Origin of the sequence: Luteolibacter sp. SL250 (assembly GCF_026625605.1) — a bacterium.
Lineage (GTDB): Bacteria > Verrucomicrobiota > Verrucomicrobiia > Verrucomicrobiales > Akkermansiaceae > Luteolibacter.
This window is the reverse complement of record NZ_CP113054.1, coordinates 290,265-309,595: the sequence shown is the minus strand read 5'-3', so window position 1 is coordinate 309,595 and position 19,331 is coordinate 290,265. Positions and strand designations below refer to the sequence as shown.

Here is a 19,331-nt window from a genome sequence, read left to right as displayed (position 1 = left end):
TGCCATCCTCCCCCAAAGCGGCGGAGGGCCGCCGCACTCCATGACGCTGCCGCGCCTGTGGCATTCCCTGTGAGCATGGCACCTCACTCCATTTCAGGAAGATCGATAACTCATCGGTGATCCTTCTCCAGCACCGCCGCCTTTTCCCAAGCGAAGGGCGGGCGGTTGCCCAGGATTACGTCATAGATCCCGTGGTTGGTCTTCGCCATCTCCTCGACCATCGGCTTCCACGGACGGTCGGCGACGCTGAAGATCCCTGAGTTCGCGCTTTCCCCGTTGTACTGGCTGAACCAGCGGCCGGTCGCCGCCTGGTCGATGAGGGTGAACCATTCGATGCCGATCACGCTGCCCAGCGCGGCGGCCTGTTCGACATAGTTGCGGTAGATGAGGCCGCGCTCCTGCTGGTTCCCCACCTGGCGGCCGCCGGAAAGGCCGGAGTCCTTCGAGGAAGTCCAGTAAAACCCGGACAGCATGATCGGCTTTCCGCCGGTCCACTGGTGGATCTGGTTCAGGTGCTCCTTGTCCAACTCATGGGTGTAGTAGTTGTAGGAGTTCACATCGACGTGTTTGCCGACGATCTCGCAGAGCTGCTGGTCCTTGATCGTGATCGGCTGGAAGCGGTAGCCGATGTTCATGTGGTTCTTGTCGTACTTGCGGAAGGTGGTGTTGATGAAACTGAACAGCTCCTCCAGGAAGACACCGGTGAAGGCCTTCACGTCGTCCTTCGCCGCAGGGGTGGCAACCGCCAGACCCTTTGCGTTCAGCTCGTCGAAGGAAGCTGCTGACGCTTTCCAGGCGGTGTTGTAGGCGGCGATGTCCTCGTACTTCTTCTTCAGGAAATCGACCAGGGCGCGCTTGCACGCATGGTCGGCATTCAGGGAAGGGATGACTTTCGGCAGTTCGTCGTAGCGGGGCTCGTTGACGACGAAGTAGCCGATCAGCAGCGGATCATCCGCCTTCGCGGGTAGTTTCTCGGCGAGGGTCTTTTCGATGATGGCGCGGCTTTTCTCATCGAAGGGATCCCACACTTCGTGGGCGCCGGGGATGGTCGTCAGGCCGGTGGACCATTTGCCGAGCGGCAGGCTGGTGACGTAGGGGAAGGTCTTTTCCTTGGCCGCCGCGGGGACGGCGGAAAACGCGCCGACCCCGTTGAAGCCGAGCTTCCGCACGCGGTCGATCATGCGGGAGCCGAACTCCTGGTAGTCATACGGCTTGCCATACTTGCGGATGGTGTTGGCCACGTAGAAGGAGAAGGCGGTCGGGTCGTCCTTGCGGAAGGCGGTGGCGAAGAGCGGGTCATTCGCCTTCGGCAGCCAGGCGTAGATGTTCTCGCGGCCCTTGATGTAGGTGTAGTCGTCGCTGGGCTGGAAACCGCAGAGGCCGAGGTGGAAGTGGAGGTTTCCTTCCGGATCGACCAGGTAGGATTTTCCGCCCTTGGTCTCGATGTGGAAGAAGCCGGTTTTCTTGAAACCGAGCTTCGCGCCGCTGCCCGGGAGGCTGCCATAGGCGGTCAGCACCGGTGGCTTGAAGCCCGCGTAGTAGGCGGCCTCGCTGGCGGCGTCCGCCTTGAGTTCGGCCTCGTCCTTCACCTTGGCGGGCCAGTCCTCCCTGGCGAGCTGGCCGAAGGCATCCAGCACGGTGGTGTCACCCTGTCCGCGGAGGAAGCCGATCTTCATCCTGGACGACTTGGTGGAAGGGTTGATGTTGACGAAGGTCTTCAGCGAATACGCCGCCATGCCCCACTCGCGGTTGTCGGTCAGTTGGATGAAGGAATGGTCCGGGATCTTCAGTTCGAAGGTGTCCCCCGACGCGTTGGAAAAGGTGACCGAGTTTCCGTTCGCGCTGAGGAAATGGGGAGGAGATGCCTTCTCAAGTGGGAAGTCGCCCTCCTTGCCGCCGCCCTTCCATTTCCCGCCACGCCCGAACGAGATGTTGATGAGCGTGGAGGTGGAGAAGGACTTCACGTCATCCGTGAGACCGGAAAAGGTGTAGGTGATGTCGCCCGCCTTGGTCGTCGCCACCTCGATGGTCGTTCCGCCCTGGTACTTCAGCGTCGCGTTGGCACCAACCGGACGCGCCTCGATGAGCGGCAGCGGCTTGTTCGACTTCGTGCCCAGCGCGGGATAGGAAAGGTTGAAGTCCCCGAGGCTGCCGGCATCGATGCGGATGCCGCCCGAACCGGGTTTCAGTTCCAGGGCGGATGCGACGCAGGTAACGCCGGCGAGCGCGGCGAACGTGTGGATTTTCATAAGAACAGGGGAGCTGGCTCTACGAAGCGGCGCGGGCCTTTTTATCGGCCTTCAACTGCCCGCAACCTGCGGCGACGTCGATGCCACGGCGCTGGCGGAACGTGCAGGGGAACCCCGCGTCACGCAGGATGCGCTGGAACTTCACCCCGGCGGCATTGGCCGACGTCCGCCCGTCAAAGCCGCTCGTCGGGTTGAGCGGGATGAGGTTCACGTGAGCGTCGATGCCGTGCAGCAGCGCGGCCAGGCGATGGGCGGTTTCCTCGGAATCGTTCTTTCCGGCGATGAGCGTCCAGCCGAAGAAGATGCGCCTTCCGGTGATGGTCCCGTATTGGCGGCAGGCGTCGATCAGTGACTCCAGCGACCAGCGCTTGCTCACGGGGATGAGGGAGGAGCGTTCCTCCTCGGTGGAGCCGTGCAGGCTCACCGCGAGGTTGTAGGGCCTGCCCTCCTCGGCCATCCGCAGGATGGAGGGGATGACGCCAACCGTGCTGACGGAAATCTTCGCTGGGCCCACGCTCGCGCCGCGAACGTCCGAGATGGTGGCCAGCGCGTGCATGACGGCGTCATAGTTGTGGAGCGGCTCGCCCATGCCCATCATCACCAGGTTGCGCAGCCGCTTGTCCGGGGCGCTCTGTCCCAGCACGCGCCGCACGTGGTTCACCTGCGCGACGATCTCTCCCGGCCGCAGGTGGCGGACAAAGCCCATCTGCCCGGTGGCGCAGAAGACGCAGCCCATGGCGCAACCGGCCTGGGTGCTCACGCAGGCCGTCTGGCGGCCATCGTAGCCCATCAGCACCGTCTCGATCGTCTGGCCGTCACGCAGCCGCAGCAGGAACTTTTTCGTCAGTCCGTCGGAACTGTGCGTCTCATCCACGACCTCCGGGACATCCAGAAAAAAGCGCTTTCCCTCGCCCACGTTGTGCCCCACCCACTCCTGCAGCGGAGGGGAGAAATCGCACGCATGCAGGTCCGTCACGGCCTCCCGGTGGAGCGCGCGCCACAGCGCCTTCGCATGGATGGGGTTCACGCCGTCGGCCCGCAGCATGTCCTCGAGCCCGGAAAAGCCGGGATCGTGGAGGGATTGCGGGACGGCGTCCATGGGCGCAGTTGAATGCCGGAGCGGGGCGGGTTCAAGCGGAAGATTTTGCTGACTGACGGGATTTCCCGGTGTTTCATGGAGCATGAATCACCGCCGTCATTTCATGCGGAACTTCGTGGCGGGGGCCGCCGGCCTCTGGATCCCCGGTGCCTTTGCCGAAGCGCTCACCCTCACCCCGCGCCAGACGGAGGGACCGTTCTACCCCACCGACCTGCCGCTGGATACGGACAACGACCTCATCATCATCAACGATTCCACCAACCCGTCGCTCGGGGAGATCACCCACCTCAGCGGCCGCGTGCTGGATGAAAACGGCGCTCCCATCCGCAACGCGGTGGTCGAGATCTGGCAGACGGACCAGAACGGCGTCTATCTCCACAAGGGCAGCGATGGCACTGAAAAGCGGGATGGAAACTTCCAGGGCTTCGGCCGGTTCCTGACCGGCTCCGCGGGCGAGTATTACTTCCGCACCATCAAGCCGGTGAAATACCCCGGCCGCGTGCCGCACATCCATTTCGCGGTGAAAATGAAAGGCCGAGAGAAATGGACCACCCAGCTCTACGTGAAGGGCGACCCGGCGAACGAAAAGGACTTCGTCATCCGCAACATCAAGGACGCCGCGCAGCGCGAGTCCGTCATCCGCGAGTTCAAGCCCATCCCCGGCAGCAAGGCGGGCGAGCTGGCAGTGACCTTCGACATCGTGATGGGGTTCACACCGCAGGATGGGTGAGCGGGGGATTCAGCGGAACCTGACATCATCGGCTTCCGGGCCACATGAGGTTGCCACGACCGGCAACGGTGTCGCCGCGTCCAGCCGGGCCAGATAGTCTTCCTCCGAGCAAAGGTGATCCGCCTCATAGCGCGGTGTCGCGCCCTGCAGCAACCGGGTCAACGACTCCTGGTGCGCGAGGTCGCGCGGCTTTCCCTCCGGCAGGCTTCGGAGCGGCTCGGGGTTCCCGCCGATGTCATAGCCGCCGCACCATTTCAGCCGGACTCCCTTCCGGAAGACATCCAGATGGCTGACCAGCAAGCCGTCGAGCCGTCCCACCGAGCGGAGCGCGTGATCCAGCAGCACGCCGTCCGGATGGCCGCGGCGGAATTCACCCTGCCATCCGTCGCTGGCGTTGTGGGGTTCCCCCAACATCGGGTCCAGGGTCCGGTCGTGGGTCGGAAACGGCCCCGCGCCATGACGGGTGAAGTAGGTCCTCAGCACTCCATGGTGCCTGATCTCCGGCCGGATGCCGAACTTCCCGAGCGCTTCTCCAAGAGCGGCGGTGGTGATGCTGCTCCAGGTGGTGTGCGGGTGGAAGCCATGCCATTCATCCAGCAGGATGCCCTGTGCGCCTTCATGGATGACACAGCCGGGCAGCTCCAGGCGGGCCGCCACTTCATAACTGCGGGCGGGCGGGCATTGGCGGGCGACGGCCACCGCGATGCCCCACCACCGTGCCGCCAGCGTCCCGTCCTCCAGCGCGGCCATCTCTTCTTCCGCAAGCGGTCCGGCTTCTCCGGAAAATTCATCCAGCAGCGTGGTCCGGATCGCCTCCAGCTTTTCCAACGCGGATGCCTTTCCGGATGGGAGCAGGTCTTCGTAGCGGAAGGACTGCTCAGGATGCAGGAGTCCATGATGGACGGTCTCACCCACGCCCACGCCGCAGGTCCCGTGCGCGGATGCCCCACGCCGGATCTCGCGCAGGCGGCCCGCCGCCTGGTGGAAGGGTGTGGTGACCCGGCATCTGCCGTCGATCATCATCCGCGCCAGCGCATCGTCCACACCGCAGAGCCGCAGCGCCTCCGCCTCCACCAGCAGCGCGGTGGGATGGACAACCATGGGATCGACCAACAGCGTGCGGACACCGGGCAGGAATGTTCCGGAGCCGAACTGGGAGAACGTGTGGTGCCGCAGCGCCCCGTCCGTGGAGCGTGCCACCACATTGTGACCGGCCTGCGCACCCCCGCTGAAACGCACGACGGTATGCGCCTGCCACCGGCGCGCCAGGGCATGGACGAAATGGCCTTTCCCGCAGTCCCCGAAACCGAGGCCGAGGACGGATGCATGCCGGGTCCCGCTCACACGCTGCTGGGATCAATCGAACAGCTTGCTCCACCACGACTTGTGCTCGCCGTCGTCCGCCTTGGCATAGGATGACGAGCCGAGGCCCAGCAGCGCGGCATACGGCTCCACCGCGCGGAGAGTGGAACCCACACGCTCCTTGGCGAAGCCATCGGAAATCAGGATCTTTGCCAAATCATCCAGGCTCTTGATCCGGCCTTCGGTGATCCCGACGATGGACGCCGCCACCGTGCAGGCATCCACCGGGGACTCCATGATGATGGCATGGTCCCCCAGCAACTGCCGCCAGCGCGCCCCGCAGCGTTTCGCGCGTTCCGGATCCGGGATCAGAAAAAACAGGTGGTAGCTCTCAGCGGCGGCGGCGATGACTTCCTCCACCGGGATGTCCTCATCGAGCTTCGATCCGACCAGCGCCTCGATCTGGTGCCGCGAAACGGAAGGGTAGGGGAGTTCGTCCCCCGTCATGAACAGGAAGCCCTTCTTCTTCCGCTTGGCGAAGTTGTCCGTATCCGTGTGCTGCGCGGCGATGTAGAATCCCAGCTCGTAGCTTTCCGAACCGGTGCCACCGCCACCGCCTTCGAGGTAGCTCCAGGTCAGCCACTGGTCCATCAGCTCCGCGGTGCTTTCGAACTGTCCCACCTGCAGGGACGCCCTGTCGGAAGTCGCATCCCCGATGGCCATGAACATCACCTGTGGGTCGGGCAGTCCGCAGCCATTGAGCAGCTTCATGAAATTCGGCAGTTCCTGTTTCGCAAGCAGATGCGGGATGCTCCCCATCGACCCCGTCACATCGAGCGCGAAGATGACTCCCAGCGAATCCGGATGGTCCTCGCTGTCACGGCACTCGCGCACCTTCAGGCCCTTCGGATTCATCAGGGCATGGCACTGTGTCTGGCTGAACACTTCGTTCAGTCCCTTGTGGGCGCGGCCCGCGGTGAGTGCCCGGTGGGCGTCGATCGAGTAGCTTCCGTATCCCATGGTGGTGGCTGGTGGTTGGTTGGTTCAAAGATGGAGATGGACGAATGAAGGCGGGCCGAATGCTTCCTGCGCGGCGGCACGGAGCAGGGCGTCAAGCCCGGGGGCACCGTCCGAAGTCGGGAATGTATCCACCTCCGCCGCCTGCTCCAGCAGGGCGGCGAGTGCGGGCGGAACGGATGAATTGCTCCCGCAGAGGGCGAGGATGATGCGCGCGCTGTCCCGCAGGTCGCGCGTCTTGTCCTTCACACTCGCGTGCCTGCGTGCGGACGCGAAACCGATCAGGCGGACCGTGTGATCCTTCGCGTTGACCAGCACATGCTGCGGCTTCAGGTCGCCATGGGTCCAGCCGAGCGAGTGGAGGAAGTGCAGCGTATCCAGAATCCTCCGCCAGATCCAAACCGCGTGCCGGGGATCGATCCCGCCAGGAAACCTCGCCGCCAGTGCCGCCAGGCTGCCCCAATAGCCATAAGGATGCTTCAGAACCAACGCGTGCCGCTGCCCGTCGCCCTCCACCTTCCCATGGGCGATGACCTCCGGCAGGCAACGCGCCGCATAAAGGCTGGCTGCTCCCTGCAGCGGCGCGAGCAGTTCCCCCAATACGGCAGCTTCCTTTTCATGGCGATCCTTCGCCTTCTGGTTGAGCGAAATCTTCAACGTGGCAAGGAAAGGGAACACCCCGCCACTCCGGGCGAGATGGACCTCAGAGCCATCGCCTTTGCCCAGCAGTTCCAGCAGGCGGTAGCGTTGTCCGGCACATGATACGGTGGTGCCGGGATGGATCGCTGATTCCTTCGCGCGCTTCAACGCCTCGCGGAAAGTGGCACGCTCCACCGCCGATTCCGTCTTCGTGAGCAGCGACCCGCAGGCAGGACATTTCACCGAGCGCCACAGCGCCACACGCGGCAGCGGAGACGAACATTGCGGACAGATGAGTGCGGTGAGAGCCATTGGCAGCGTTGACGCATACCATGGCCCACCCTGTGGGATCGACAAGCGGGATTTCCCCCGCACCGGGGATCAATCCCCGCTCTTGAGCACGCGGATGAAGGCGTCTTGCGGGATGTTCACCTTGCCGAACATCTTCATCTTCTTCTTACCTTCCTTCTGCTTCTCCAGCAGCTTGCGCTTCCGGGAGATGTCACCGCCGTAGCACTTCGCGGTCACGTTCTTCCGCATGGCGGAGATGGACTCACGGGCGACGATCTTGCCGCCGACGGCGGCCTGGATGGCGACGACGAAAAGGTGCGGCGGGATGACGTCCTTCAGCTTTCCGGCCAGCAGGCGGCCGTAGGACTCCGCCTTGTCACGGTGGACGATGGTGGAGAACGCCTCCACCGGATCCCCGGCGATGAGCATGTCCATCTTCACCATCTTCGCGGCGCGGTAGCCGGCGTGTTCATAGTCCATGGAGCCGTAGCCGCGGGTCATCGACTTCATGCGGTCGTTGAAATCGACCAGGATCTCACCCAGCGGCAGCACGCAGGAAAGCATGACGCGCATCTCGTCGATGGTCTCCGTGTTGGTGACATCGCCGCGCTTCTCCATGACGAGCTGCATCATGTCGCCGATGTATTCGCCGGGGACCATGAGGTACACGTTCACGACCGGTTCCCGGATCTCCTGGATGGTCTGCGTTTCCGGGAAGAGGGTGGGGTTGTCCACGATCACCTCCGTGCCATCCGTGAGCGTGACCTGGTAGATCACGGACGGGTAGGTGGAGATGACGTTCATGTTGAACTCCCGGCGCAGGCGCTCCTGGATGATCTCCATGTGGAGCAGGCCGAGGAAGCCGCAGCGGAAGCCGAAGCCGAGCGCGGTGGAACTCTCCGAGGAAAAGGTGAAGGCGGCGTCGTTGATCTGGAGCTTGGCCATCGCGGCCTTCAGCGCCTCATAGTCGGAGGATTCGACGGGATAGATGCCGGAGAAGACCATCGGCTGGATCTCCTTGTAGCCGGGCAGCGGCTCGGGGGCCGGGTGGGTGTTGTCGGTGATGGTGTCGCCGATCTTCGCCTCGTCGGCGGACTTCATGTTGGCGATGACGTAGCCCACATCACCGGCCTGGAGGACGGAGCGGGCGGTCATTTTCGGGGTGAAAACCCCCACTTCCTTGACCTCGTAGGTCTTGTCCGTGGCCATCAGGCGCACCCGCTGTCCTTTCTTCACCGTGCCGGAAAAAACCCGGACATAGGAAACGACGCCGCGGTAGGTGTCATAGATCGAATCGAAAACGGAGCAGCGGAGCAGCTTGTCCGCATTCTCCACCGGGGCCGGCACCCGCTGGACGACGGCTTCCAGGATGTCCTCGATGCCGATGCCGGCCTTCGCGGAGGCCGGGATGGCGTCCTCACCGGGGATGGCGAGGATGTCCTCGAGCTGCCTGCGGCACTTCGCGACGTCCGCTGCGGGCAGGTCGATCTTATTGAGGACCGGGATGATGACAAGGTTCTGTTCATGGGCGAGGTGGAGGTTCGCCACCGTCTGGGCCTCAACGCCCTGGGCGGCGTCCACCATCAGGATCGCGCCCTCGCAGGCGGCCAGCGAGCGGGCGACTTCGTAGGAGAAATCAACGTGGCCGGGCGTGTCCAGCAGGTTGAGCTTGTACGTCTTCCCGTCCTTCGCCTTGTACTCCATGGCGACGGGGTGGGACTTGATGGTGATGCCCTTTTCCCGCTCCAGATCCATGGCGTCCAGGAGCTGGGCCTTCTCATCCCGCTCGGCCACGGTGTTGGTCGCACCCATCAGGCGGTCGGAGAGCGTGGTCTTCCCGTGGTCGATGTGGGCGATGATGGAGAAATTTCGTGTCAGCTCGGTGGACATGGGCGGAAAACGGGATCGGCGCGGGGATGGAAAGCACGGATTGCCGCACTTGGCACGAAAAATAAAGGGTGCAGGCGGGCGCAACCCGCTCGTTTGGGAGAAATGAACCACGGGATGGACACAGATGGACACGGATTCAAAGAGAGTATCGTTCAACCATCACGCCCCGCATTCCGGCACTTCCAAATAGCCGGGAACTTCATTTCCCATCTTCATCCGCGTCCATCCGCGCCCATCCGTGGTTGAAAAATGCGTAGCCCGCTCCCCGCGATGACCGCTCCGGCGGCGCAGGGCCAGGGCTACCTCATTTCGGGCGTTGCTGGAGGAAGCAGGTGGATCACCACTGATTTCACTGATTTACTGATTCAGAATCCGGCAATATGGAGGAAGAAAGTCCATTCCTCCTTCTCTTCAAATCAGTAAATCAGTGCAATCAGTGGTAATTCTTTTCGAATCCCGGGTGGAGCCTCCGAAATGAGGTGGCCCTGGGCGCAGGGCAGATCCTTCGTGACAGGGGGATGGGTGCTGGCATGCTCCGGGGTGTGAGTCCCATGACGATTGCTGCCATCAAGGATCTGGCGGGCGAGATCCCCGTTTCCGCCGCCATCCATGCCCAGCTCCAGTCCCGGGGCACCAAGATGACCAAGGGAGGAAAGCCCTACCTGGAAGCGGTGTTCGCGGATTCCACGGGAAATTTCACGCTCAAGCTGTGGTCGGACTCCGCCGCGTTCGATTCCGCCTCCGCGCTGGAAGAGGGCGCCATCCTCCGGCTGGAAGCCGCCTGGACGCAGAACCAGTACGGGGTGAATGCGAACGGGCTGGAATGGTTCCGCCCGGACGGGGATGCCATCGCGGATTTCCTCTCCGGCGACCCCACCCTGCGGGCGAAGCAGGAGGCGGACTACGCCCGGATCACCGCGCTGTGCGGCTCCATCCTCGACCCCCGCCTGCGGACCCTGTGTTTCCATTTTCTCGACACCATGGGGGACCGCTTCCGGAGGACCGGCGCGGCGAAGAAGAACCACCACGCCCGCCGCGGCGGCCTCGTAGAACACGTCTCCCAGATGATGGCCTCCGCGGACGCCCTCTGCCCGGTCTATCCGGAGCTGAACCGCGACCTGCTGCTGACCGGCGTCCTTTTCCACGACTGCGGCAAGCTGTGGGAAAACACCTACCCGAAATCCGGCTTCGCCCAGCAGATCAGCGTCTATGGGGAAATGCTCGGCCACATCCCGCTGGGGATCGAGCTGGTGAACAAGCTGTGGCATGACATCGGTGCCTCCGAAGAAGCCGCGGTCTGGGACGATCTCACGCCGAAGACGGAAAGTGTCCGGCTCCACCTCCTGCACCTCATCGGCAGCCACCACGGGCAGCTCGAGTTCGGCTCACCGGTCCTGCCACGCACTCCGGAGGCGCATGCGCTCCACTACATCGACAACCTGGACGCGAAGATGGAGATGATCCGCGAGGCCTACGCCACCGCGAATGAGATCGCCCCCGGCATTTACGACCGGATGTTCCCCCTGCCCGCGAACCTCATCGAGCCGCTGGAGGTATTCGTTCCTGCGGAAAGCGGATCAGTCCCCGGAGTCATCCCTCAGCCGGGAGGGGATGTCCATGCTCTCGTGGAGGATGCTGATCACACCGATGCCGCCGCCCGGAAAGCAACGGAAGAAGATGAAGTGGTGCGCGTGCCGGATGAAGAAAACGCCGTCTAGCTCCGCATCGTGGACGGGTCTCCATGACATGCGCCGTCCACCCAGGCCGTCCATCGCGGAAACAAGGTCCCGCAAGTATTTGTCAGCCTGGCTTTCACCCCACTGCGCTTCGGTGTAGTTCCAGATTTCAAGAAGCCTCGCCTTCGCGGCGGGAAGAATCCTGATTCTCATCGCCCTGTTCTGGATGCCCGTGCTTCCGCCAGAATGGATTCAGCGTCGAGTTCCACAAAGTCCTCCTGCCCGGCGGTGGCTCCGGCTTTCAACTCGGAGCGCAGCCAGGCCCATTTCCGGCTCTCCTCCCGCTCATAGTCTTTCCTGACGAGATCGCGGATGTATTCGCTCACCGAGCCGTAGAGTCCGGATTTTCCGGCCTTCGATTGGACAAACTTCTGAAGCTCGCCTGCGAACCTCACATTGACCCCTTCCGCCATGGCTGAACCGTAATATGGTCCCCATAGATGTCAAGATTGTGGGACAAGCAGAAGAATGCAATCTTGCCCCACGGCACTTGCCCTGACTGGAATGGCAGCGATGAAGGAGGCAGATGGAACGGGGCAGTTCCGCGAGATCGAGCTGATGGCACCGGCCCGCGCGTACCGGGCGGTGTCTTTCATCCGTGAGCTTGCGCGGGTGGTCTGTTTCTTCGGCAGCCACGCTGGTGGCGTGGATGTTCATCCAGTACTTCTTTCCTGACCTTCCCGGAGGGGGAAAATTCTGGGGCTGGCTGGCCGGGACGGCGTTCCTCTATCTCGTTTCCTACCTGGGGCTGACTTTTTCAGCGCTGACGATGAGGCCGGGGGTGGGGGTGCTGTTTCTTGGCATCGTCGCCGGGCCGACGTTGTGGACCGTCGTCCCGTATGTCTGGCAGACGAAGGACGCGCAGAGTTACGCGCTGGTCTTCGGGGCCATCACCGTGCTGGCGCTGCCGTTCCTGTGGGCGGGTCTGCAGACGGCGCGCCTCGGCCCGGCGGGCAGGGAAATCGCCCGCCCGAGCCCGCCGATCCGTTCGTTCGCCGGTTTCCTGAGGGAGGTTTTCGTGGTCTGGCCGGGCCTCAAGCGGTCCTTCTGGCGGATGGTGGTCGCGGACTTGCTGACCTATTCCTCATCCCTGGCCCTCTGGGCGGGGACGATGATCCTGGCGGTGCTGGGCTTCCTGGTGATCTGCCTGTTCCCGGTCTTTCTCCAGACGCATGGCATCGGCGAGGTCACGCTGCAGGTCCTGGCCCTGCTGCTGCTGGCCTTGGTCACCGGGGGCACGCAGAGTCTTTTCCGCAGCGCGGCGCGGTGGTTTTCACGGGCCTCCTACGCAGACCAAGTGGAGCGGGACGGGCGGCCGCCGATCCTGTTCCTGCGGTCCTTCCAGGATGATCAGGTGCGGCTGCCGGAGCGCGGGTTTTTCCCCCGGCTGTGGCGGGCGGTCTTTTCCCCGGGCATCCGCGGGCGGCGGCTCGACCATTTCCTCATCGAGGGCTTCAGCCGCTACGGCCCGGCGCTGGCGTTGGGGAACCCCGGCGAGAAGAACCTGCCGTTCGGGGCGGCGCGGGTCTATTGCACCCATGACACGTGGAAGGACAAGGTGGCGGAGATCGCCAACAAGGCGGACCATGTGCTTCTGGTCGCGGACAGCACCCCGGGCGTGGAGTGGGAGATCCACCACTTTCTCAAGCCGGGATGGCGGGAGAAGACGCTTTTCATCGTCGCGCCGAAATCCGAGGACCTGCGTGAGGCTCCGACGCTGGCCGCCGCCATCCGCAGGGAAGGCGTGTCTGAAGGAGGACCACCGATCCTCGCCTGCTACTGGGATGCCGGGGGCCGCCTGATGGTTCTCCGCGCTGACATGCCAAGGAGCCCGGAGGCATTCATCGTGGCCATGCAGACGTTCTTCCGGGCCAGGGCGAAGGCCCTGGTCACCGGTTGAAAGGACGGCAGCATCATGCCAGCACCGGCTCCGCGAGGCCCGCGCGGACAAGCAGCGGCTCCAGTTCCGGATCCCGGCCCATGAAGCGGCGGTAGAGTTCATCCGGAGCGAGGGAGTTCCCCTTGCTCAGGACGTGCTCGCGGAAGGCGCGGCCGGTCTCGCCGTTGAGGATGCCTTCCTTCTGGAAGCGGGTGAAGGCGTCCGCGTCCAGCACCTCCGCCCACTTGTAGGAATAGTAGCCCGCGGCATAGCCGGTGGGGCTGCTGAAAAGGTGGCCGAAGCGCCGCATCATGGACGGGGCGTCCGTCTTCAGCGGCGCGCGGTAGTCCGCGAGGATCTCCCGGTCCACCTCGTCCAGATCCTTGCCCGCGTAGCGGTCCAGATGGATGTGCAGTTCCAGGTCCGCCTTGGCGAAGCCGAGCTGGCGCATGAAGCCGGAGCCACTCATGTAGTTCTTCGCCGCGATCATCTTGTCGAAGAGTTCCTTCGGGATCGGCGCGCCGGTTTCATGGTGGCGGGCGAAAAGGTCGAGCGATTCCCGGTCCCAGCAGAAGTTCTCCATGATCTGCGACGGCAGCTCGACGAAGTCCCACGCCACGTTCGTCCCGGCGAGCGACTTCACCGGCACGTCACTCAGCAGGCCGTGCAGCAGGTGGCCGAATTCATGGAAAATGGTCTCGACTTCATTGTGCGTCAGCAGGGCGGGGTTCCCGTCCACGGGCGGGCTCATGTTGCCGATGATGAGGCCCAGGTGCGGCTCGCCTTCTCCGCCAGTGTGCAGGGAGTTCATCCACGCGCCGCCGCGCTTCGACTCGCGCGGGTGCCAGTCCGCGTAGAACGAGCCGAGGTGCGCTCCCGTTTCCGCGTCATGGATTTCATAGAAGGCGACCTCCGGGTGCCAGACCTCCACCGCATCACCCTTCTTCTCTGGCGCGGTGCCCGGCTCATAGTACACGGACTCCAGCTTTTTGATGGTGATGCCGAACAGCTTGGTCGCGATCTCGAACATGCCCGCCATGACCCCGTCCACGGGGAAATAGGGCCGCAGCGCCTCGTCATCCAGATCGTAGTTCTCCTTCCGCTGGCGCTCCGCCCAGTAGGCGACCTGCCAGGGTTCCAGCGGGCCTTCCGGCTCCCCGGTCTTCGCCGCCTTGAACGCGGCGAGCTGGCGGTACTCCGCGAGGAACGCGGGCTTCACCCTCTCGTGCAGGTTCTCGATGAAGCCGAGCGCGGACTCCCCGGTGCGTGCCATGCGGCGCAGCAGCGTGAGGTCCGCGAAGTGCTTCTGGCCGAGGATGGCCGCCTTTTCCTGCCGCAGTTGCAGGATCTTCCAGACCAGCGAGGTGTTGTCGTATTCGCCATAGCCGCCCACCTTCGAGGAGGCCTCCCACACCTGCCTGCGGATGGAGTCGTCATGCAGGTGCTGCATGACGGGGAACATGGAGGGGAACTGGAGCGTGAAGCGCCACGCGGGCTTGTCATCGGCCGCCACGCCTTTCGCTTTGGCATTCGCCAGCGCACCCGCCTTCGCGGAGTCCGGCAGGCCGTCCAGCTTCACTTCGTCATCGATCACCAGGTCCCATGCGTTGGTGGAGTCCAGCACATGCTCCGAGTATTCCTTGGTCAGTTTGGAAAGCTCTGCCTCGATCTCCGCGATGCGCTTCTTCTCCGCCTCCGGCAGGTCCGCGCCGGATTGGCGGAAATCCGCCAGCGTTTCCTCCACATGGCGGTGGCGGACCGGGTCGAGCCGCGCGGCGGCGTCACTCTCGCCATAGGCCTTCAGCACGGCCCACAGCTTGTCGTTGAGCGCGATGGAGGAATAGAAATCCGTCACCTCCGGCAGCATCTTGTTCAGCGCTTCCCGCTGGGCCGGGTTGTCCGACACGGAGTCCAGATGGTTCAGTCGTCCCCAACCGTGGTTGAGTGCGGTGCTGGCTTCCTCGAGCGCGAGGAAGGTGTTTTCATAGGTGGCTTCATCCGCGCCGACCTCACAGACCTTCGCGATGTTGTTCCTGGCGATCTCCAGTCCCAGGCGGATGTCAGGCTCCACCGCCTCCGGGACGAGCGTGGACCAGCGGACGTGGAAATCGGGAGCGAGAAACGGATTCATGATTCTTGGAAAAGGGACTGGGAGGAGGGTTCCCAGCCATTCTCCGCGAGGATTCCGGTTTGTCGATTTCCTTTGGAGCTTCCCGGAGCCACCGGTTCACAACGCTTCTTGAAAATACCGGCCCACCGCCGTAGCAATCCGGGCCATGAAGCTCCCTCTCCTCCTGCTCGCCACCGCCGCGGCCCTTCTTCCCTCCTGCGCGACACGCACGGAATTCACACCGGAGCGGAGCCAGGTCACGGTGGGCATGCCGGCCAAGCTGTCCGACCGCGAACGGTCCTACATCTCCAGCGTGGATGGCAGCCTGCGCAGCCAGGGCTACCTGCCGGTGCGCCATGGCTCGGGTGACATGCGCCTCGATTTCGGGATCAGCGAAGGACCGATCAACACCGACACCAACATCCGCCTGACCGAAGGCCGGACTGTCATCGCCGAAGGTGAGGGCAGGGCGGCGGGCGCGCCATTGATCGGCCGCGACAAGGTGGCGGAAAGGTCCTTCACCCGCGCCTTCGAGGCATTTGAAGCGTCCCTGCCGCATTCCTCCGCCGCCGGCCAGCGGCATGCGGAGGCACAGGGCGACCAGGAATACGTGTACTGATCCGTCACCGGTCCCCGCCATCCCCTTTCCCGAACCGGGCGATCAGCTCTGCCTGCGAGTGAACCTCGAAGTGGCGGAAGATCTCCTTCACATAGCCGTTCACCGTCTGGAGGCTGATCCCCAGATGGGCTGCGGTTTTCTTCCGGTCCCATCCGTCGCAAAGGAGGTTCAGTACCGTCCTGAGGCGGGGATAGAGGCTGCCGATGACCTTCTTTTCGGGAAATTTCTCGTAGTGCAACCATGGAACCTCCGTGAGGAGGATGTGGGCGATGCGAACCTCCCGGCTGTCAAAATCCGGACGATTCTTGCGGCGGTAGATGCCGATGCCGGTGGCTCCGCCGGACTCAATGGGACGGAGTGATACCATCACCGTCCCGACATCCGCCTTCTCCCAGAACGGACCTGCATCTGACTTCAGCACCGGATATCGCGGATCCTCCATCTGATGGAGGCTCCGGGTGATGTGGCTCTTATGCTCCTCCAGTTCGGAGGCGATCTTGCGGGTGGCGTCGCTCTGGCAAGGGTGATTGAGAGCCTGCAGGAAGGATGAGAATCGCTCGTCGTCGAAGCCTCCATGCAGGATGCCGGTGTGGCCGAGACGCCTTCCCGGCTCGATATCCGCCATGCACCATACCCACGAATCCGCACCGACAATCTGGCACAGGCCTTCCATCAGGCGCCTGCGGCACGCGTTGATATCCCCTCGCATGGCGATCACCTCACCAAGCAGACGGACAATAGCGCGGATATCCTCCTCGCCCAGCAACGGCTCCGGGGTGGCGTTACTCACTCTGGCAGGACTATCCCTTGCAAAGGGTTCATCCAAGAAGATTCAGCCAGGGTTACAACTGTCGCCGTCCGCTCAATAGAGGACTTCCTGGAGGAAAAGTCCGTCGGAGGGGGCGCAGAGAGGGGATTTGCCGAGCGGCAGGCCTGCGGGCTGGTCGAGCATGGCCGCAAGGTCATCGAGTCGCATCCTGCCGCCCGCCGCATGGAGGGCGGCACCGGTCATCAGGCGGACCATCTTGTAGAGGAAGCCGTCGCCTTTCCAGGTGATGCGGTAGCCATCCGCCAGCGTTTCCAGATCCGCGGCGTGGATGGTGCGGGTGTAGTCCGTGTCCGGCAGCTCGTTGCCACGGTACGCGGCGAAGGCATGGAAATCATGCCTGCCGACGAAAAGGGCCAGCGCTTCACCCAGCACTCCGGCATCGAACAGACGCGGGATGTGCCATGCCGTCCCGGCCTTGAGCGGCGGCAGGACCGGGTCCGTGCAGATGTCGTAGCGGTAGATCTTTCCCGTGGCGGAAAAGCGGGCGTGGAACTCCGCGTCCACCTCCACGCATTCCATCACGCGCACGCTGGCGGGCAGCTTCGTGTTCAGCGCGGGCACCCAGTTGAACGGGTTCATCGAGAGTTCCGGCGGCGCATCGAAATGCGCGGTCTGGCCGAGCGCATGCACCCCGGCATCCGTCCGGCCCGCGCCGTGGAGCCGGACCGGCTTTTTCGCGACCTCTTCCATCGCCTTTTCGATGAGGTCCTGCACGGTGTTGCCGCAGACCTGGGACTGCCAGCCGTTCAGGGCACGTCCGTCGTAAGCGATGGTGAGTTTCAGGCGCATGATGTTCCGGAAAAATAGGGCGGTTACAGGCCTCCGTATTCCATCCATGAGTTCAGGATTTCCACCGCCGCGGCCTGGTCGATGATGCCTTTCTGGTTCTTCGCCTTCTTTCCCGCCTCGCGCAGCTTCGCGGAGGCGGAGGAGGTCGTCAGCGTTTCATCGACAAAGACCACCGGGATGTCCGGAAGGCGCTCGCGGAGTTCCTTGGCGAACTTGCGGACCTTGATGGAGGAAGCGCCCTCACCGCCATCCATCCGCAACGGGAGGCCGACGACCAGGGTCCTGATCTTCCGCAACGCCGCGAGCTGGACGATGCGCTCGACGGGATCCGTCTTCGCCCGGTCGATGGTTTCCACCGGATGGGCCAGGATGCCGAAGTCATCCGTTGCGGCGATGCCGATCCGCGCGTCGCCATGATCGATCCCGAGGGCGGGATGCGGGCTTTGCGGATCGGATGGGTCCAGCATGGTTCAGAGGAGTTCCGGAGGCAGCAGGTCGGACAGCTTCTTGATCGCGTCCGCCTGGTGGCGGTTGGCGATGAGGAGGGCGTCATCCGTCTGGACGACGATGAGGTCATCCACGCCGAGCAGCGCGATGTGGGTGCCTTTGCGCGCGTTGAAGACGATGTTGTTCTCCGAATCCAGCTCGGACACCGGCTGGTTGACGCGGTTGTTGTTCTTCGACTCCTGGAGGTAGCTGGCCACGGAGATCCATGAACCGACGTCGTCCCAGTCGAAGGTGGCTTCGATGTTCAGCACGCGGTCCGCGCTTTCCATGAGCGCGTAGTCGATGGAGATGGGGGTCAGCTTCGGGAACTGGGCCTCCACGGTGGCCGGGATGTCCTTCGAGCGGCGGATTTCGGAAATGAATCCGGCGAGCTGCGGGGAGTGCTTCACCAACTGGTTGATGACGGTGGGCAGGGACCAGACGAACATGCCGGCATTCCAGGAAAATCCGCCCGCGGCGAGGAATTGCTCCGCCAGTTCCGGGTTCGGCTTCTCGCGGAAGCGCTTCACCTCGAACGGCGAATGCTCGCAGACCAGCCCGACGATGGAGGCGCGTTCGCCACGCTCGATGTAGCCGTAGGATGGACAGGCCCAGGTGGGGCGCAGGCCGATGGTTACCAGGCCGTCCGCCTTTTCCGCGGTGGCCAGGGCGTCCCGCATCACCGCCTGGTAGGCATCCACGTCCTGGATGAGCTGGTCGGCCGGAAGCACCATCATGACCGCCTCCGGATTCCGCGCGGCGATGAGGCCGATGCCGAGCGCCACGGCCGGTGCGGTGTCACGCTTCGCCGGTTCAGCGAAAATGTTCTCCGCCGGCAGCGTCGGGACCGCCTCACGCACGCCTTCCACCTGCTGGGCGTTGGTGAGGATGAGGATGTTCTCGATCGGGACGAGGCCCTCGAGGCGGGCGACCGTCTGGGCAAGCAGGGTGCCGTTGTTGAAGAGATCCAGGAGCTGCTTCGGCTTGTTGTTCCTGCTCAGGGGCCAGAAGCGGGTGCCGGAACCACCAGCCAGAATGAGGGCGTACGTATCTTGGGGCGAAGGCATGTCGGCGGGACGCTAGGGAATCGGGGGATGGTGGAAAAGCGGGAATCCGTGGCGATTTGCTTTTTCCGGAGTTGTCGGAAGGCCGGGTTGGGGTTAACTCTCCCCCATGGCTGACGAGCACACCGACACGACCCCAGTTTGGATTGAGACCAGCGCGCTGACCGCACCTGCCCTGCTGGGCGCGGCCGCCGGTTTCCTTCTCGGGGATCTCATGCACCGCAGCGGTCGCCGCGGCGTGGGCATCGGTCTGGCCGCCGCCGGCGTGGCGGCCCTCCTTCCATTCGCCTTCGGCGGCGTGAAAGGCCTCGTCACCGGTCCGCGCAGCAAGCTGGGCGTCCGCCGCAAGATCCAGCGCATCCGCGACGCAGGCATCGGCACCCCGGACATCGATCCGGTGGAGGAGGAACTCCGCGAGCAGGGACTGCTCTGAATTTCACACTCTCGACGCGGGGGTGAGCCTCCAACCCTGGTGAGCTTCCACGTACGCATGGAATGCCATAGGCGCGGCAGCGTCATGGAGTGCGGCGGCCCTCCGCCGCTTTGGGGGAGGATGCACATCGTAGGGAAATGATGCGGGCTACGGGACTGCGGACAGAGTT

18 protein-coding genes are annotated in these 19,331 nt (G+C 63.8%); 6 read left to right on the top strand and 12 right to left on the bottom strand.

Features of this window, described 5'->3' with window-relative positions; genetic code table 11:
* Positions 1-110: 110 nt before the first annotated feature.
* Both OVA24_RS01455 and rlmN read right to left on the bottom strand, forming a co-directional pair.
* The gene (locus OVA24_RS01455) at positions 111-2,249 is read right to left on the bottom strand and encodes an alpha-amylase family protein (RefSeq protein WP_267672767.1); all 2,139 of its coding nucleotides are present in this window, start codon (positions 2,247-2,249) and stop codon (positions 111-113) included.
* Between the two features lie 19 nt (positions 2,250-2,268).
* On the bottom strand, positions 2,269-3,348 hold the full coding sequence (gene rlmN, locus OVA24_RS01450) for a dual-specificity RNA methyltransferase RlmN (RefSeq protein ID WP_267672765.1): 1,080 nt from the start codon (positions 3,346-3,348) through the stop codon (positions 2,269-2,271).
* A gap of 82 nt (positions 3,349-3,430) precedes the next feature.
* Here rlmN and OVA24_RS01445 point away from each other — a divergent pair, with 82 nt between their 5' ends.
* A complete protein-coding gene (locus OVA24_RS01445; RefSeq protein ID WP_267672763.1) occupies positions 3,431-4,078 on the top strand; it encodes a dioxygenase family protein in 648 nt (215 codons plus the stop codon).
* Between the two features lie 9 nt (positions 4,079-4,087).
* Here OVA24_RS01445 and OVA24_RS01440 read toward each other — a convergent pair whose 3' ends face one another.
* The 4 genes from OVA24_RS01440 to lepA all read right to left on the bottom strand — a co-directional run bounded on the left by OVA24_RS01440 (position 4,088) and on the right by lepA (position 9,217).
* Positions 4,088-5,422: an adenylosuccinate synthetase gene (locus OVA24_RS01440; protein WP_267672761.1), complete on the bottom strand. Its 1,335-nt coding sequence runs from the start codon at positions 5,420-5,422 to the stop codon at positions 4,088-4,090.
* 12 nt (positions 5,423-5,434) lie between these two features.
* Entirely contained in the window at positions 5,435-6,400 is a 966-nt protein-coding gene (locus tag OVA24_RS01435; protein ID WP_267672759.1) for a hypothetical protein, read from the bottom strand.
* A 24-nt stretch (positions 6,401-6,424) separates the two neighbouring features.
* The gene (locus tag OVA24_RS01430; protein WP_267672758.1) at positions 6,425-7,348 is read right to left on the bottom strand and encodes a lipopolysaccharide kinase InaA family protein; all 924 of its coding nucleotides are present in this window, start codon (positions 7,346-7,348) and stop codon (positions 6,425-6,427) included.
* Between the two features lie 69 nt (positions 7,349-7,417).
* Positions 7,418-9,217: a translation elongation factor 4 gene (lepA, locus tag OVA24_RS01425; RefSeq protein WP_267672756.1), complete on the bottom strand. Its 1,800-nt coding sequence runs from the start codon at positions 9,215-9,217 to the stop codon at positions 7,418-7,420.
* A gap of 551 nt (positions 9,218-9,768) precedes the next feature.
* Here lepA and OVA24_RS01420 point away from each other — a divergent pair.
* Positions 9,769-10,935, top strand: a complete 1,167-nt coding sequence (locus OVA24_RS01420) for a 3'-5' exoribonuclease YhaM family protein (RefSeq protein WP_267672755.1) — start codon at positions 9,769-9,771, stop codon at positions 10,933-10,935.
* 167 nt (positions 10,936-11,102) lie between these two features.
* Here the strand turns inward: OVA24_RS01420 and OVA24_RS01415 are convergent, their stop codons facing one another.
* Positions 11,103-11,366, bottom strand: a complete 264-nt coding sequence (locus OVA24_RS01415; protein ID WP_267672753.1) for a ribbon-helix-helix domain-containing protein — start codon at positions 11,364-11,366, stop codon at positions 11,103-11,105.
* 100 nt (positions 11,367-11,466) lie between these two features.
* On the opposite strand from OVA24_RS01415, the gene OVA24_RS01410 reads away from it, so the two are divergent.
* Complete coding sequence (locus OVA24_RS01410; RefSeq protein ID WP_267672751.1) at positions 11,467-11,628, top strand: hypothetical protein; 162 nt, start codon at positions 11,467-11,469, stop codon at positions 11,626-11,628.
* Positions 11,603-12,853 (top strand): hypothetical protein, encoded by a 1,251-nt coding sequence (locus OVA24_RS01405; RefSeq protein ID WP_267672750.1) that lies wholly within the window; start codon positions 11,603-11,605, stop codon positions 12,851-12,853. The genes OVA24_RS01410 and OVA24_RS01405 overlap by 26 nt, the downstream gene beginning before the upstream one ends.
* Positions 12,854-12,866: 13 nt before the next feature.
* Here OVA24_RS01405 and OVA24_RS01400 read toward each other — a convergent pair whose 3' ends face one another.
* Positions 12,867-14,963, bottom strand: a complete 2,097-nt coding sequence (locus tag OVA24_RS01400; protein ID WP_267672749.1) for a M3 family metallopeptidase — start codon at positions 14,961-14,963, stop codon at positions 12,867-12,869.
* A 145-nt stretch (positions 14,964-15,108) separates the two neighbouring features.
* Between OVA24_RS01400 and OVA24_RS01395 the strand changes: the two genes are divergently transcribed.
* Positions 15,109-15,561: a hypothetical protein gene (locus OVA24_RS01395; RefSeq protein ID WP_267672748.1), complete on the top strand. Its 453-nt coding sequence runs from the start codon at positions 15,109-15,111 to the stop codon at positions 15,559-15,561.
* 4 nt (positions 15,562-15,565) lie between these two features.
* Here OVA24_RS01395 and OVA24_RS01390 read toward each other — a convergent pair whose 3' ends face one another.
* The 4 genes from OVA24_RS01390 to OVA24_RS01375 form a co-directional block, all read right to left on the bottom strand.
* Positions 15,566-16,351: a helix-turn-helix domain-containing protein gene (locus OVA24_RS01390; protein ID WP_267672747.1), complete on the bottom strand. Its 786-nt coding sequence runs from the start codon at positions 16,349-16,351 to the stop codon at positions 15,566-15,568.
* A 72-nt stretch (positions 16,352-16,423) separates the two neighbouring features.
* On the bottom strand, positions 16,424-17,179 hold the full coding sequence (gene truA, locus OVA24_RS01385; protein ID WP_267672744.1) for a tRNA pseudouridine(38-40) synthase TruA: 756 nt from the start codon (positions 17,177-17,179) through the stop codon (positions 16,424-16,426).
* Positions 17,180-17,202: 23 nt separating this feature from the next.
* Positions 17,203-17,646 (bottom strand): Holliday junction resolvase RuvX, encoded by a 444-nt coding sequence (gene ruvX / locus OVA24_RS01380; RefSeq protein WP_267672742.1) that lies wholly within the window; start codon positions 17,644-17,646, stop codon positions 17,203-17,205.
* A 3-nt stretch (positions 17,647-17,649) separates the two neighbouring features.
* The gene (locus tag OVA24_RS01375) at positions 17,650-18,732 is read right to left on the bottom strand and encodes a mannose-1-phosphate guanylyltransferase (RefSeq protein WP_267672740.1); all 1,083 of its coding nucleotides are present in this window, start codon (positions 18,730-18,732) and stop codon (positions 17,650-17,652) included.
* Between the two features lie 106 nt (positions 18,733-18,838).
* Between OVA24_RS01375 and OVA24_RS01370 the strand changes: the two genes are divergently transcribed.
* Positions 18,839-19,162, top strand: a complete 324-nt coding sequence (locus tag OVA24_RS01370; RefSeq protein ID WP_267672738.1) for a hypothetical protein — start codon at positions 18,839-18,841, stop codon at positions 19,160-19,162.
* Positions 19,163-19,331: the final 169 nt, after the last annotated feature.

Coding starts and splice junctions, on each gene's coding strand:
- OVA24_RS01455 (WP_267672767.1), bottom strand. CDS start 2,249: ATGAAAATCCACACGTTCGCCGCGCTCGCCGGCGTTACCTGCGTCGCA.
- rlmN (WP_267672765.1), bottom strand. CDS start 3,348: ATGGACGCCGTCCCGCAATCCCTCCACGATCCCGGCTTTTCCGGGCTC.
- OVA24_RS01445 (WP_267672763.1), top strand. CDS start 3,431: ATGAATCACCGCCGTCATTTCATGCGGAACTTCGTGGCGGGGGCCGCC.
- OVA24_RS01435 (WP_267672759.1), bottom strand. CDS start 6,400: ATGGGATACGGAAGCTACTCGATCGACGCCCACCGGGCACTCACCGCG.
- OVA24_RS01430 (WP_267672758.1), bottom strand. CDS start 7,348: ATGGCTCTCACCGCACTCATCTGTCCGCAATGTTCGTCTCCGCTGCCG.
- lepA (WP_267672756.1), bottom strand. CDS start 9,217: ATGTCCACCGAGCTGACACGAAATTTCTCCATCATCGCCCACATCGAC.
- OVA24_RS01420 (WP_267672755.1), top strand. CDS start 9,769: ATGACGATTGCTGCCATCAAGGATCTGGCGGGCGAGATCCCCGTTTCC.
- OVA24_RS01415 (WP_267672753.1), bottom strand. CDS start 11,366: ATGGCGGAAGGGGTCAATGTGAGGTTCGCAGGCGAGCTTCAGAAGTTT.
- OVA24_RS01410 (WP_267672751.1), top strand. CDS start 11,467: ATGAAGGAGGCAGATGGAACGGGGCAGTTCCGCGAGATCGAGCTGATG.
- OVA24_RS01405 (WP_267672750.1), top strand. CDS start 11,603: ATGTTCATCCAGTACTTCTTTCCTGACCTTCCCGGAGGGGGAAAATTC.
- OVA24_RS01400 (WP_267672749.1), bottom strand. CDS start 14,963: ATGAATCCGTTTCTCGCTCCCGATTTCCACGTCCGCTGGTCCACGCTC.
- OVA24_RS01395 (WP_267672748.1), top strand. CDS start 15,109: ATGAAGCTCCCTCTCCTCCTGCTCGCCACCGCCGCGGCCCTTCTTCCC.
- truA (WP_267672744.1), bottom strand. CDS start 17,179: ATGCGCCTGAAACTCACCATCGCTTACGACGGACGTGCCCTGAACGGC.
- ruvX (WP_267672742.1), bottom strand. CDS start 17,646: ATGCTGGACCCATCCGATCCGCAAAGCCCGCATCCCGCCCTCGGGATC.
- OVA24_RS01375 (WP_267672740.1), bottom strand. CDS start 18,732: ATGCCTTCGCCCCAAGATACGTACGCCCTCATTCTGGCTGGTGGTTCC.
- OVA24_RS01370 (WP_267672738.1), top strand. CDS start 18,839: ATGGCTGACGAGCACACCGACACGACCCCAGTTTGGATTGAGACCAGC.